Below are 14,119 nucleotides of genomic sequence, written 5' to 3'. Positions count from 1 at the left end.
CGCAGCGCGTAATCCGACAAACACCAGCAATTACTGCTGCTTCCAGATCAGCACGCCCGCCAGCAGGCTCTGCACGGCAAAGATCACGGTCGACACGCCATGCAGCATGCCGAAGCGGCTGCGCATGGCCTCGCCCATGATGCCCGACGGCGCTTGCGCCTTGAGTTCGGCCATCAGCGGCGAAATGCCGAAATGGCTGAGCAGCGCGCACACCAGCATGGACAGCACCAGCGCGCCCAGCAGGCGGCGGCGCTTGAGCTCCAGCGCACCGGGCGCCCATTGCAGCAAGGCCAGCAGTACCAGCGCACAGACGATGGACAGCCACGCCTCGGCGCGGAACATGCTGCCGGCGATGTTTCCTGCCAGCACGCGGTCGCTCAGGGTGCCGAACAGGGTGGGCGCCACGACGAAGCCGATGGTCCACAGGCTGCCGGCCCACAGGGTGGCAACGAGGAGGCGCACGCGGCCCAGCATCAGATGTACAGCACTTCCAGGATTTCGTATTCGCGCGGGCCCGACGGCGCCTGCACTTCCACCACGTCGCCGGCGTACTTGCCGATCAGCGCGCGGGCGATCGGGGACGTCACGGACACCTTGTTCATTTTCAGGTCGGCTTCATCGAGGCCCACGATCTGGTACGTGACTTTCTGGCCCGATTCCAGGTCTTCCAGGTTCACGGTCGAGGCAAACACCACGCGGCCTTCCGCGTCGAGCGCGGTCGGGTCGATGATTTGCGCTGCGCCCAGCTTGCCTTCGAGCTCGGCGATGCGGCCTTCGACGAAGGCCTGGCGTTCCTTGGCGGCATCGTACTCGGCGTTTTCCGACAAATCTCCGTGCGAACGCGCTTCGGCGATCGCATCGATGACGATGCGGCGTTCCTTGGTCTTCAAATGATGCAGCTCTTCCTTCAGAAGTTCTGCGCCGTATTTGGTCAATGGGACTGAGGTCATGTTATCTCTACTATCTGCTAGTTATCGGCGCCGTTGTCCGTGTTTTGCCACGGTTAACGGACTTACCAAGTGAAAACCACAGAGGCCGCGCGCTGCTCTGCACGGAACTCTGTGGTTGATAAGCATGCAGTGTACCGCCTAACGGCGGTCACTGCAAACGCACTTAGTTCAAGGTCTTGTGCAGACCTTGCAAATCATACACACGCAACTCATCCAGATGGCGGATGCCTTCGACGGCCGCTTCCGCGCCCGCGATGGTCGTGTAGGTCGTCACGCGCGAGGCCAGGGCCGACGTGCGGATGGCCCGCGAATCGACGATGGCGCTGCGCTTTTCTTCCACGGTGTTAATCACCAGCACGATTTCATGGTTCTTGATCATGTCGACCACGTGCGGACGGCCTTCGATCACCTTGTTCACTGGCGTGACGGCGATGCCGGCAGCAGCGATCACGGCGGCGGTGCCCTTGGTGGCGACCACGGTGAAACCGGACTCGACCAGGTCGCGCGCCACTTGCACGGCGCGCGGCTTGTCCGACGCTTTCACGCTGATGAAGACCTTGCCCGATTTTGGCAGGTTGACGCCGGCGCCCAGTTGCGATTTCACAAACGCTTCGCCGAACGTCAGGCCTACGCCCATGACTTCGCCCGTCGATTTCATTTCAGGGCCGAGGATGGTGTCCACGCCCGGGAACTTGACGAACGGGAACACAGCTTCCTTGACGCTGAAATATGGCGGCACGACTTCCTGCGTGATGCCCTGCGACGCCAGCGATTGGCCGACCATGCAGCGCGCGGCGATCTTCGCCAGTTGCAGACCCGTGGCTTTCGAGACGAAAGGCACGGTGCGCGACGCACGCGGATTGACTTCCAGCACGAAGACGACGTCTTTCATTGCGCCATCGATCTCCTGTTTCTGGATAGCAAATTGCACATTCATCAGGCCGACCACGTTCAAGCCCTTGGCCATCAGCGCCGTCTGGCGTTTCAGTTCCTCAATGGTTTCCGGTGCCAGCGAGTATGGCGGCAAGGAGCAAGCCGAGTCGCCCGAGTGGACGCCAGCCTGTTCGATGTGTTCCATTACGCCGCCAATGAACGTCGTTTCGCCGTCGGAGATGCAATCGACGTCGCACTCGATGGCGTCGTTCAGGAAGCGGTCCAGCAGCACCGGCGAATCGTGCGAGACCTTGACGGCTTCGCGCATGTAGCGCTCGAGGTCGCGTTGCTCGTGGACGATTTCCATGGCGCGCCCGCCCAGCACGTACGATGGACGCACGACCAGCGGGTAGCCGATTTCCTGCGCCAGCGCCAGGGCGTCGGCTTCCGTGCGCGCGGTGCGGTTAGGCGGCTGGCGCAGTTCCAGCTTGTGCAGCATCTGCTGGAAACGTTCGCGGTCTTCGGCCGCATCGATCATGTCGGGCGAGGTGCCGATGATAGGCACGCCATTCGCTTCCAGGTCCAGCGCCAGTTTCAATGGCGTCTGGCCGCCGTACTGCACGATCACGCCGACCGGTTTTTCGATGGCGACGATTTCCAGCACGTCTTCCAGCGTCAGCGATTCAAAGTACAGGCGGTCCGAAGTATCATAGTCGGTGGAAACCGTTTCCGGGTTGCAATTGACCATGATGGTTTCGTAGCCGTCTTCGCGCATGGCGAGGGCCGCGTGGACGCAGCAATAGTCAAACTCGATACCCTGGCCGATACGGTTCGGGCCACCGCCCAGCACCATGATCTTTTTCTTGTCGGTCGGATTCGATTCGCACTCTTCGTCGTACGTGGAATACATGTACGCCGTGTCGGTCGAGAACTCGGCCGCGCACGTGTCGACGCGCTTGTAGACGGGACGGATGTTCAGCGCATGGCGCTGCTGGCGCACGGCCGTGTCGGTCGTCTGTAGCAGGAAGCCCAGGCGGCGGTCCGAGAAGCCCTTCTGCTTCAACTTGTACAGGGTGTTCTTGTCCAGGTTTTCCAGCTTCTGCGTATCGAGCCACAGTTCCAGGTCGACGATTTCCTTGATCTGGATCAGGAACCATGGGTCGATCTTGGTCAGCTGGTGCACTTCTTCCAGGGTAAAACCTTGGGCAAACGCGTCGCCCACGTACCAGATGCGCTCAGGACCAGGCTCGCCCAGTTCTTCTTCGATCTTTTCGCGGTCCTTGGTCTTTTCGTTCATGCCGTCCACGCCCACTTCCAGGCCGCGCAAGGCTTTCTGGAACGATTCCTGGAAGGTACGGCCGATCGCCATCACTTCGCCGACGGATTTCATCTGCGTCGTCAGGTGGTGGTCGGCGGTCGGGAATTTCTCGAACGTGAAACGGGGAATCTTGGTGACGACGTAATCGATCGACGGTTCGAACGATGCCGGCGTGGCGCCGCCCGTGATTTCATTGCGCAGCTCGTCCAGGGTGAAACCGACGGCCAGCTTGGCGGCGATCTTGGCGATCGGAAAACCCGTCGCTTTCGATGCCAGGGCCGACGAACGCGATACGCGCGGGTTCATCTCGATGACGATCATGCGGCCATCGACAGGGTTGATCGAGAATTGCACGTTCGAGCCGCCCGTGTCGACGCCGATCTCGCGCAGCACTGCCAGACTGGCATTGCGCATGATCTGGTATTCCTTGTCCGTCAGCGTTTGCGCAGGAGCGACGGTAATCGAGTCGCCCGTGTGCACGCCCATCGGGTCGAGGTTTTCGATCGAGCAGATGATGATGCAGTTGTCCGCCTTGTCGCGCACCACTTCCATCTCGTACTCTTTCCAGCCCAGCAACGATTCTTCGATCAGCAGCTCTTTCGTCGGCGATGCTTCCAGGCCGCGCTTGCAGATGGTTTCGAATTCTTCTTCGTTGTAGGCGATGCCGCCGCCGGAACCGCCCATGGTGAACGATGGACGGATGATGGTCGGGAAGCCCAGGGTGCGCTGCACGGCCCACGATTCTTCCATCGAGTGCGCCACGCCGGAACGGGCCGAACCGAGGCCGATCTTGGTCATCGCATCCTTGAACTTGGAGCGGTCTTCGGCCTTGTCGATGGCTTCCGGCGATGCGCCGATCAGCTCGACGTTGTATTTCGCCAGCACGCCATTGTTGAACAGGTCCAGCGCGCAGTTCAGCGCCGTCTGGCCGCCCATCGTCGGCAGGATGGCGTCAGGACGCTCCTTGGCGATGATGCGCTCAACGACCGACCAGGTGATCGGTTCGATATAGGTCACGTCGGCCATTTCCGGATCTGTCATGATGGTCGCAGGATTGCTGTTGACCAGGATGACTTTGTAGCCCTCTTCGCGCAGGGCCTTGCACGCTTGCGCGCCGGAATAATCGAATTCGCAGGCCTGGCCGATCACGATCGGGCCAGCGCCAATAATCAGAATACTTTTGATATCTAAACGTTTAGGCATTTTTCTTTTTCTCCTCCGCAGCCATCAAGTTGATGAAGCGGTCAAACAGGTAAGCAACATCCATCGGGCCCGGCGACGCTTCAGGGTGGCCCTGGAAGCAGAAGGCCGGCTTGTCCGTGCGGGCAAAGCCTTGCAGGGAGCCGTCGAACAGCGATTCATGGGTCACGCGGCAATTCGCGGGCAAGGTTGCCGCGTCGACTGCGAAACCGTGGTTTTGCGAGGTAATCAAGACCTGCTTCGTTTCCAGGTCTTGCACCGGGTGGTTGGCGCCGTGGTGGCCGAACTTCATCTTCAAGGTTTTCGCGCCGGAAGCGAGCGCCATGATCTGGTGGCCAAGGCAGATGCCGAAGGTCGGGATACCCTTCTCGATCAACTCGCGGGTCGCCGCGATGGCGTAGTCGCACGGTTCCGGGTCGCCGGGGCCGTTCGACAGGAAGATGCCGTCCGGATTCAGCGCCAGGGCGTCGGCCGCCGTCGCTTGCGCGGGCAGCACGGTGACTTTGCAGCCGCGCGCCGTCAGCATGCGCAGGATGTTGCGCTTGACGCCGTAGTCGAAGGCGACCACGTGGTATTTCGCGTCCGCGTCAGCCAGCTGGCCGTAGCCTTCGCCCAGGGTCCATTCCGTTTCGCGGTATTCATAAGCAGCCGGGGCCGACACTACTTTGGCCAGGTCCATGCCGGCCAGGCCGGGGAAGGAGCGGGCCAGTTCCAGCGCTTGCGCGGCGGATGGCTCATTGCCTTGCGTACCGACGAGGATGGCGCCGCCCTGCGCACCTTTTTCACGCAGGATGCGCGTGAGCTTGCGTGTATCGATGCCGGCGATGGCGACGATATTTTCAGCTTTCAGGTAATCGGACAGGGAGAGCGTGGAACGGAAATTGGATGCCAGCAATGGCAGATCGCGGATGATGAGGCCAGCGGCGTGTACCTTGGAAGACTCGACGTCTTCGGGATTGACGCCCGTATTGCCGATATGCGGATAGGTCAGGGTGACCATCTGGCGGCAATAGCTTGGGTCGGTAAGGATTTCCTGATACCCGGTCATCGAGGTGTTGAAAACAACCTCGCCCGTGGTATGACCGGCGGCACCGATCGAAAAACCTTTAAAGATCGTTCCATCAGCAAGCGCTAATATGGCTGGAACGGCAGGGCCAGAAAAAAATGGCGGCAAGGGCAACTCCTGATAAAGTTACCGTAGCTGCGCCACGTCAGACCGACCGCCTAGATACCCGAGCCAGATGCACTCAGGGTGTTTCAACGGTCATTTTGAATGAGGGGATGGGTAGTCGCTACGGTATATGTGTGATTGGCTAAACCTTTGAATTATAACCAAAAGGAAGCTTTTCCACAAGGAAGAAAATTCAGAAAGCCCGGCATTTTTTTGCGCAGCAACATAAATCCTGCGCCCCATGAAAAAAGCCGCCCGGCTTGCGCGGAGCGGCTAGTTCTGCAGCTACGGGTAGTACTTAGGCCGTCAGAGCTGCAATACCCGCTTTGGCGATTTGCGCATCCTCGGCTGATTTCACGCCCGAGACGCCGACGGCGCCCACGTAGTGGCCGTCGTACACGATGGGCACGCCGCCTTCGAGCAAGCCGTCGATTTCCGGGGCGCTCAGGAACGACACGCGGCCGCCGTTGATCATCTCTTCATAGATGCGCGATTCGCGGCGGCCCAGCGCGGCCGTCTTGGCTTTCGATGGGGCGATGTGCGACGAGATCGGCGCCACGCCATCCATGCGCTGCAGCCATACCAGATGGCCGCCGTCGTCGACGATGGCGATCGTGACCGCCCAGTTATTCTTGACCGCTTCCGCTTCGGCGGCGGCAGCGATTTTCTTTACGTCGTCCAGGGTCAAAATCGGTTTCGATTGCATGAGACATCCTTGTTATGTTAAAGCAAAATTGTATACGAAATGCGCAGCGGCGCGATCGCGTCATGATCGCCTACTGCTCGCGTTTGGCTTTCAGCTTTTGCTTGAGCTGCGCCATGACGGCAAACGTCGCCTGCTCGCCCGCCAGGATGGCCTGGTTGCGGCTGTTGAAATCGTTGCCCTTCATGGTGCCCAGGCTGGGCTGGATCACCACGTCCGCATCTTTCAATTCAAACTGATTGATGCGCTGACCCATGATGGCGAAGGTTTGCATGATGACTTCCATCGAACTGATGGCCTTTTGCGTATCCGTTTGCGACGAAATATTCACGGCGATGATGAAGTCGGCGCCCATGTCGCGCGCAAAGCGCACGGGCACGGGAGCGACGAGGCCGCCATCGACATAGGTATGGCCGGCGATCGTCACGGGCTGGAACACGCCGGGCACGGCCGACGAGGCGCGCACGGCCATGCCGGTGTTACCGCGCTGGAACAGGATCGGCTGGCCATTTTTGAGGTCGGTCGCCACCACGCCAAACGGAATCTTCAGCTTTTCCAGCGACACGCCGCCGACCGCCTTGTTGACATAGCTTTGCAGCGCTTCGCCTTTCAGCACGCCGGACGACTTGCCGAACAGGGGCAAGGCCCAGTCGGAAATGGCCGCCTCGTCCATGTCGAAGGCCATCTTTTGCAAGGTGAAGCCCGAGTTGCCTGCCGCATACAGGGCGCCCACCACGCTGCCGGCGCTGGTGCCGGTGACGATGTCGGCATGGATGCCCTGCGATTCGAGCGCCTTGATCACGCCGATGTGCGCAAAACCGCGCGCCGCGCCGCCGCCCAGCGCCAGGCCGATCTTGATCTTGCGGGGAGCGACGACGGGTTCGGGCGGCGTCAATACTTGTACGGGTTTCGGGGCGGTGGTATCGCAACCGGCCAGCACGAAGGCGGCCAGGGCAAGCAGGGTCAGGCGTTTAGGGAACATGGTGGCAGAAGAGAACCGCGCGCGGCAGTGGCAATAAAGGAGAGCCGATTGTAGCGCAAGCGGAGCCGGCAGCACTGAAGGCGGTCTTAAATGTTTATAGTGACAAGATTGCGAACCGTGCGCGCCACGCCGGCTGCTAGACTGGCGCCTGGTTTCCCACCTCACCACCTCCTGGCTTATGAAAACAGACCTGTTCCGCTTCATCGCGCACCCATGCTTGCTCGTTGCCACCCTACTCGGTGCAGCCTGCGCCAACGCCACCCCCGCCGGGGCGCAGCGCTCAGATAGCATCGCGGAAAGGATGGCGGGCTTCACCTGCACGGGTAACATACAGATTCCCAATGATCAGGGGGAGCACACGATTGAACTCAGCTTCGACGCCCCCGACCGGCACGGCGCGCAAGGCACCCACATCATTGACGGGCGCGGCAAAGCGAGTAATTTCTACGATTGCCGGCAAAGCGGCGACAGCTTGTCTTGCACATATGACGCAGGGCCAAGCAGCGGCCCGCTGACCATGCGCTTTAGCGGCAACTTGACGCAAGTAAAGGGCGAATTCAATTCTCCGTTTGAAAACAGCACCGCCTTGCCATTTTCCGCTCGCTGCCAAAAATCGGAGCAATAGCAGCGTCCGGGCCATGGGCCAAGCGAAGAGCACCCGCCGGGTAGCTGGCTCGCATGCAGAATCGTCCCAACCGCCTATCACTCGCCGAATCAGTCAACATGTCCAACGAATATCAATTTTCCGACAGCCGCGTCCTGAGCGCCCCATTTGCACAACAGTTATCGCGGCAGCCGCCCGACGGCGCCCTCGCCTGGCTGAGCGCCATCCTCGCCACGCAGGCACCCATGCTGCGCTCGTCGAACGCCATCCTGCTGGCCTACACGGGCAATCCGGCCGCAATCGCCTGGATCGACGCCAATATCGACTCGCCCGTGGCGGGACAATGGGGCGTGGCGGCGGCCCTGCTGGACACGCCGTGGCCGCAAATCGTTGACTGGCTGCAACGGGGCGGCGCGCACCGGCTGATGGCGCTCGATGCCTTGCTCGCGTACCGCAAGCCCGCCGTCAACATGTCGCCGCTGGAACAGATCGCCGCCCCCGTGCTGCCGCAGGCGCCAGCGCGCGCCGAACTCGACGCCGCGCTGGCCGCCTGCCTGGCGGCATCTTCCACGCCGCGCATCCAGGCTGCCATCGACGCGATCAACAAGCATGTGGACGAGATCCTGCGCGGCGGCCCGCGCGGCGTGGCCGTGGCCGACTTGCCGCGCCTGTACCTGGACCCGGCACCATTCAAGGATGCGCCCGCCATCCTGGAGCAGCACGAGGCGGTGGTGGGCGGCATGCGGCAAAACCTGCAGAACTTGCTCAAGGGCATATTGTGAATCGACCGGCGCTGGTGACAATCGACTTGAGCGAAATCAACACCGCGCGCCAGTTGCACGCGGCGCTGGCGGCCGCACTGGATTTCCCTTCCTTCTACGGCATGAACTGGGATGCGTTATGGGATGCCATCACGGGCCTGGTGGACATGCCGCAACAGCTGGAGCTGCTGGGCTGGCAGGAGCTCGCGTCGCGGCTGCCCCGCGATGCGGCCCTGTTGCGGCGCTGCCTGGAACGCGCGCGGCAGGAAATGCCGAACGGGGCATCACACGTGCACTACATGTAAAACGGAAACGCTTGACAGCCCCGCCCGACATCCCTTACATTGAGTGCATGTCCTCCTTCAAACATTCCTCCCCTTCCCTGCTGTCGCTATCGCGACTACTACTAGCACGCGCATAAGTTTGCCGCATTGCTTCGCCTGGCCACACGCCGGCGTGTTTCAAAAACCCTGGAAGGTTTGATGATGTTTGCACCATCCCCATACGTACACGTAATCCCCGCTGCGACCGCCCCTGCCGGCATCGCGGCCGCACTGCTACCGCTACCGATCGCTTGCCTGGCCTAGTGTTGCGTGGCCGCCCGGCAAGCTTGCGCCACAACCATTGATTTCCCCCCCTATCTTCAGGAGTACCCGATCATGATGTTGCAAAACCCAGCTTCCAAATACCGCGCCTTTCCTCCAGTTAAATTGACCGACCGTCAATGGCCGAACCAGATCATCAGCAAACCGCCGATCTGGATGAGCACCGACTTGCGCGACGGCAATCAGTCCTTGATCGAGCCGATGAGCGCGGAAAAGAAGCTGCGGTTCTTCGAGATGCTGATCGCCATCGGCCTGAAGGAAATCGAAGTGGGTTTCCCATCGGCATCGCAGACGGATTTCGATTTCGTGCGCAAGCTTGTCGATGAAGGCCGCATTCCGGACGACGTCACCATCATCGTGCTGACCCAGTCGCGCGAAGAATTGATCCGCCGCACGGTGGAATCCGTCGTCGGCGCCAAACGCGCCATCGTCCACCTGTACAACTCCGTGGCGCCCGTGTTCCGCAAGGTCGTGTTCGGCATGTCGCGCGAAGAAATCACGACTATCGCCACCACCGGCACTACCCTGGTAAAACAGCTGGTGGCCCAGCATCCGGAAACGGAATGGGGCTTTGAATACACGCCGGAATCGTTCTCCACCACGGAACTCGATTTCTCCAAGCATATCTGCGACGCCGTCAGCGCCATCTGGAAGCCGACGCCGGCCAACAAGATGATCATCAACCTGCCATCAACCGTGGAATGCAGCACGCCCAACGTGTATGCGGACCAGATCGAATGGATGTCGCGCAAACTGGCGCGCCGCGATTCCATCATCATCAGCGTGCACCCGCATAACGACCGCGGCACGGCCGTCGCGTCGGCCGAGCTGGCCGTAATGGCGGGCGCCGACCGCGTGGAAGGCTGCTTGTTCGGCAATGGCGAGCGCACGGGCAACGTCGACCTGGTGACGTTGGCGATGAACTTGTACACGCAAGGCGTGCACCCTGGCCTCGATTTCTCCGATATCGATACCGTGCGCAAGTGCGTGGAAGAATGCAACCAGTTGCCCGTCCACCCGCGCCACCCGTATGCGGGCGACCTGGTGTTTACGGCCTTCTCCGGCTCGCACCAGGATGCGATCAAGAAAGGTTTCGCCAAGCAACAACCGGACAGCATCTGGGAAGTGCCGTACTTGCCGATCGACCCGGCCGACCTGGGCCGCAGCTACGACGCCGTGATCCGCGTCAACAGCCAGTCCGGCAAGGGCGGCATGGCGTACCTGCTGGAACAGGAATACGGCCTGGTCTTGCCGCGCCGCCTGCAGATCGAATTCTCGCGCGCCGTGCAAGCCGTGGCCGACGCCACGGGCCGCGAAATCGCCGCGCAGGATATCCATGAAATCTTCCAGAAGGAATACTTGGAGCAAACGGCGCCGTACGCCTACGCTTCGCACCGCATGGTGGAAGACACGAGCAGCGACGAGTCCGTGCAGATCGACATCAGCCTGTCGCACCGCCAGACGCCATTGGCCCTGCAAGGCGGTGGCAACGGCCCCATCGACGCCTTCGTCAATGCGCTCGGTCTCGACATCAAGCTGATGGATTACCACGAACACTCGATCGGCTCCGGCGCCAACGCGCAAGCGGCGTGCTACGTGGAATTGCGCCTCGATAACGGCCCGACCCTGTTCGGCGCCGCCATCGACAGCAACATCGTCACCGCCTCGTTCAAGGCCGTGCTGTCGGCCGTGAACCGCCGCATCGGGCAGACGGAAGCCGAAAAAACAACAACGGCCAACGTGGCGGCGAGCGCCGTCTAAGGACTGCATTCCCTCTCGCACAGGGAAAAAAAGCGGTACGGCTTGATCGCCGTGCCGCTTTTTCATTTCCGCAAGGCAATTGTTGCTGCAAAAGAAGTATCACGCGCCGTATAATCGACTCATAATAAGACCACCGGGGACAGATTTAAAAGTAACCCCCAATAAATTCTTGTCATTTCTAGCTTCCATAAACAGCGTGCTGCTTTGTTGCCCTCCGCTAGCAGTGCTTGCACTGCGTCGCAGAGCGCGCCTAGCATCACATCTGTTTCTGTTCGCTATAAATTGCCAATAATTTCTTGAGGATTACTTTCGCTACCGAGGGAATGAGTGAATGAGTATGAAATTGACGGATATGAAGATAGGCGCGCGCCTGGGTGCCGGCTTTGGCGTGGTGCTGCTGCTGATGGCAGTGCTGGTGGGAACGGGCCTGTTCCGGCTGGACAAGATCGGCGCGCTCAGCGAGTCCATCATCGAGAAAGACTGGGCCAAGGCGGACGCCATCGCCACCATCCGCAGCACGACGCGTTCGAACGCGGCATTGGTGCTGGAACTGTTCATCCATGAAGATCCAGCCCGCGCCAACGCCATCCATGGCGAAATCGATGCCAACAAGGCCACCATCACCGATGCGCTGGCCATCCTCGACCGCCTGATCGTGCTGCCGGAAGGCAAGGAACTGCTGGCCACCCTGAAGCAGCAGCGCAAGGCCTATGTCGTCTCGTTCAGCCAGGCAGACAAGCTGCTGGTGGCGGGGCAGCGCGCGGAAGCGGCCAAGCACGTGCGCGACGATACCCTGCCCGCCCTGAACCAACTGCAAAAGACGGTGAACCGCCTGAATGAAATTCAGCGCGGCGTGGTCGTGCATGGCGGCCAGCAAATCCAGCAGAATATTTCCGCGGCGAATGTGCTGATGGCCAGCCTGGGCACGGCCGCCCTGCTGCTGGGCGTGCTCTTTGCCTGGCGGGTCACGCGCTCGATCACCACGCCGATCGCGTATGCACTGCGCGTGGCGCAAGCCGTGGCTGGAGGCGACTTGAGCAGCAAGATCGCGGCCGACGGCAAGGATGAAGCGGGCCAGCTGCTGCAGGCCTTGCGCGACATGAACACCAACCTGGCCACCCTCGTGGGGCAAGTGCGCGGCGGCACGGGTACGATCGCCGTGGCGTCGAGCCAGATCGCCAGCGGCAATGCCGACCTGTCGGCCCGCACCGAGGCGCAGGCCAGCGCGCTGGAAGAGACGGCCTCGTCGATGATCGAACTGACGGGCACCGTGCGCAGCAACAGCGACAATGCGCGCCAGGCCGACAGTCTGGCCCGCTCGGCGTCGGCCATTGCGCAGCGCGGCGGCTCGGCCATGGCGGAAGTGATCGGCACCATGGACGCCATCAATGCCTCGTCGCGCAAGATCGTCGACATCATCGCCGTCATCGACGGCATCGCTTTCCAGACGAATATCCTGGCACTGAATGCGGCCGTGGAAGCGGCGCGTGCCGGCGAGCAAGGCCGCGGCTTTGCCGTCGTGGCATCCGAAGTGCGCAACCTGGCGCAACGCTCGGCGGCGGCGGCAAAAGAGATCAAGGAACTCATTGCCGACTCCGTCACGCGGGTCGGCCAGGGCGCGCAGCTGGTCAGCCAGGCGGGCGCCACGATGGATGAAGTAGTGGCCAGCGTGGGCCGGGTCAGCGCCATCGTCGGTGAAATCAGCGTCGCCAACCACGAGCAGAGCGAAGGCATCGAGCAGATCAATGCGGCCATCATGCAGATGGACCAGACGACGCAACAGAACGCGGCCCTGGTCGAGGAAGCGGCCGCGGCGGCGGCGGCCATGCATGAACAGGCGGGCGACTTGGAAACCCTCGTCAGCCAGTTCAAGCTCGAGCAGAACGCCAGCGCCAAGGCACCGCCCCGCCCTGACGCGCCCGCCGTCCCGCGCCTGCACTAAGTTATTCCACCTTTGCTTATTCCACCTGGCGCGCCAGGCGGATGCCCGTAAATTGCCAGCGCGCGCCGGCCGGGAAGAAATTGCGGTAGCTGGCGCGCGCATGGCCGGCAGGGGTCGCGCACGACGAGCCGCGCAGCACATACTGGTTCAGCATGAACTTGCCGTTGTATTCGCCCAGCGCCCCGGGCGCCGTGCGGTAGCCCGGGTAAGGCGCATAGCTGCTGCTGGTCCATTGCCAGCAATGACCGAACATCTGCCGCAGTCCCGTTCCCGGCGCGCCGGCCGCCGGATGCAGCTGGCCCACCTGCATGTCGACGCCCTGCGCCGCCACTTCCCACTCCGCTTCCGTCGGCAGGCGCGCACCGGCCCAGTGCGCATACGCATCGGCCTCGAACAGCGACAAGTGCGTGGCCGGCGCCTGCGGGTCCAGCGGGCGCAAGCCGGATAAAGTGAATTCCTGCCAGCGGCCCGCCTCGTCGCACTGCCAGTACAGCGGGCAGGACAGCTGTTGCGTGCGGACCCAGTCCCAGCCTTCAGCCAGCCACCAATGCGCCGTGCGGTAGCCGCCCGCCTCGATAAAGGCGAGAAATTCCCCATTCGTCACCAGCGCGCTGGCCAGTTCGAACGGCGCCACGTATTGCGGGTGGCGCGGCAATTCATTGTCAAAACAAAAGCCGTCGCCCGCATGGCCGATCTGCGCCAGGCCGCCGTCGAAGGCGAGCCAGGCCGTGGGCTGCGCGGCTTGCCGCGCCGGCGCCACCGCGCCGTCTAGATAGGCAGGAAACAGGGCGCTCTGCGCCAGCAGGTGTTTGACGTCCGTCAACAGCAATTCCTGGTGCTGCTGCTCGTGTTCCAGGCCCAGCGCCAGCAGCATGGTCAGCCGTTCGCGTTCGTCGCGCGCCAGTTCGCCCGCCAGCAGGCGCGCGATGCGCGCATCGACGTCGGCCCGGTAAGCGCGCACCTGCGCCATGCCGGGGCGCGTCAGCAAGCCCCGCTGGGCGCGCGGGTGCTTCTCGCCCACGCCGTTGTAATACGAGTTGAACAGCACGCGGAAAGCCGGGTGGAATGGCGCGAACGCCGCTTCCATGCTTTCCAGGATAAACGTTTCGAAAAACCAGGTGGTATGCGCGAGGTGCCATTTGACGGGACTGGCGTCCGGCATCGACTGGGCGCCGCAATCTTCGTCGGACAGGGGTTCGGCCAGCCGCAGCGAGTGCTGACGCACTGTATTGTAATGATCGATCAGCAT

General features: G+C 61.8%; 12 protein-coding genes. 5 read left to right on the top strand and 7 right to left on the bottom strand.

All coding sequences use genetic code 11. The features are described 5' to 3' along the window. Nucleotides 1-30 precede the first annotated feature (30 nt). The 6 genes from IGS60_RS15885 to IGS60_RS15860 all read right to left on the bottom strand — a co-directional run bounded on the left by IGS60_RS15885 (nt 31) and on the right by IGS60_RS15860 (nt 7,197). Nucleotides 31-474 carry a DUF4149 domain-containing protein gene (locus tag IGS60_RS15885; RefSeq protein ID WP_230505423.1) on the bottom strand — a complete coding sequence of 148 codons (444 nt, stop codon included), beginning with the start codon at nt 472-474 and terminating at the stop codon, nt 31-33. Further along, nucleotides 474-950: a transcription elongation factor GreA gene (gene greA, locus IGS60_RS15880; protein ID WP_034757428.1), complete on the bottom strand. Its 477-nt coding sequence runs from the start codon at nt 948-950 to the stop codon at nt 474-476. Before greA ends, IGS60_RS15885 begins: the two co-directional genes overlap by 1 nt. Before the next feature lie 163 nt (nt 951-1,113). Next, nucleotides 1,114-4,344: a carbamoyl-phosphate synthase large subunit gene (gene carB / locus IGS60_RS15875; protein WP_070219519.1), complete on the bottom strand. Its 3,231-nt coding sequence runs from the start codon at nt 4,342-4,344 to the stop codon at nt 1,114-1,116. After that, nucleotides 4,337-5,515 carry a glutamine-hydrolyzing carbamoyl-phosphate synthase small subunit gene (gene carA / locus IGS60_RS15870; RefSeq protein ID WP_070291680.1) on the bottom strand — a complete coding sequence of 393 codons (1,179 nt, stop codon included), beginning with the start codon at nt 5,513-5,515 and terminating at the stop codon, nt 4,337-4,339. Before carA ends, carB begins: the two co-directional genes overlap by 8 nt. 295 nt (nt 5,516-5,810) lie before the next feature. After that, complete coding sequence (locus IGS60_RS15865; protein WP_070219521.1) at nt 5,811-6,218, bottom strand: heme-binding protein; 408 nt, start codon at nt 6,216-6,218, stop codon at nt 5,811-5,813. Nucleotides 6,219-6,288: 70 nt separating this feature from the next. Further along, nucleotides 6,289-7,197: a patatin-like phospholipase family protein gene (locus IGS60_RS15860; RefSeq protein ID WP_121669134.1), complete on the bottom strand. Its 909-nt coding sequence runs from the start codon at nt 7,195-7,197 to the stop codon at nt 6,289-6,291. A 178-nt stretch (nt 7,198-7,375) separates the two neighbouring features. Between IGS60_RS15860 and IGS60_RS15855 the strand changes: the two genes are divergently transcribed. The 5 genes from IGS60_RS15855 (at nt 7,376) to IGS60_RS15835 (ending at nt 12,870) form a co-directional block, all read left to right on the top strand. Further along, nucleotides 7,376-7,822 (top strand): hypothetical protein, encoded by a 447-nt coding sequence (locus IGS60_RS15855; protein ID WP_230505421.1) that lies wholly within the window; start codon nt 7,376-7,378, stop codon nt 7,820-7,822. Nucleotides 7,823-7,920: 98 nt separating this feature from the next. Continuing rightward, nucleotides 7,921-8,583 (top strand): hypothetical protein, encoded by a 663-nt coding sequence (locus IGS60_RS15850; RefSeq protein ID WP_230505420.1) that lies wholly within the window; start codon nt 7,921-7,923, stop codon nt 8,581-8,583. Between the two features lie 14 nt (nt 8,584-8,597). Next, the gene (locus IGS60_RS15845) at nt 8,598-8,867 is read left to right on the top strand and encodes a barstar family protein (RefSeq protein ID WP_230505419.1); all 270 of its coding nucleotides are present in this window, start codon (nt 8,598-8,600) and stop codon (nt 8,865-8,867) included. A 354-nt stretch (nt 8,868-9,221) separates the two neighbouring features. After that, entirely contained in the window at nt 9,222-10,928 is a 1,707-nt protein-coding gene (gene leuA, locus IGS60_RS15840) for a 2-isopropylmalate synthase (RefSeq protein WP_070219528.1), read from the top strand. A 331-nt stretch (nt 10,929-11,259) separates the two neighbouring features. Further along, entirely contained in the window at nt 11,260-12,870 is a 1,611-nt protein-coding gene (locus IGS60_RS15835; protein ID WP_306798492.1) for a methyl-accepting chemotaxis protein, read from the top strand. Between the two features lie 16 nt (nt 12,871-12,886). Here the strand turns inward: IGS60_RS15835 and egtB are convergent, their stop codons facing one another. Then, nucleotides 12,887-14,119: an ergothioneine biosynthesis protein EgtB gene (egtB, locus tag IGS60_RS15830; RefSeq protein ID WP_230505418.1), complete on the bottom strand. Its 1,233-nt coding sequence runs from the start codon at nt 14,117-14,119 to the stop codon at nt 12,887-12,889.

The sequence above is a fragment of the Janthinobacterium sp. FW305-128 genome, assembly GCF_020858135.1.
GTDB lineage: Bacteria > Pseudomonadota > Gammaproteobacteria > Burkholderiales > Burkholderiaceae_D > Janthinobacterium.
The sequence above is the reverse complement of the archived record's forward strand: the minus strand, read 5'-3'. Positions and strand labels throughout refer to the sequence as shown.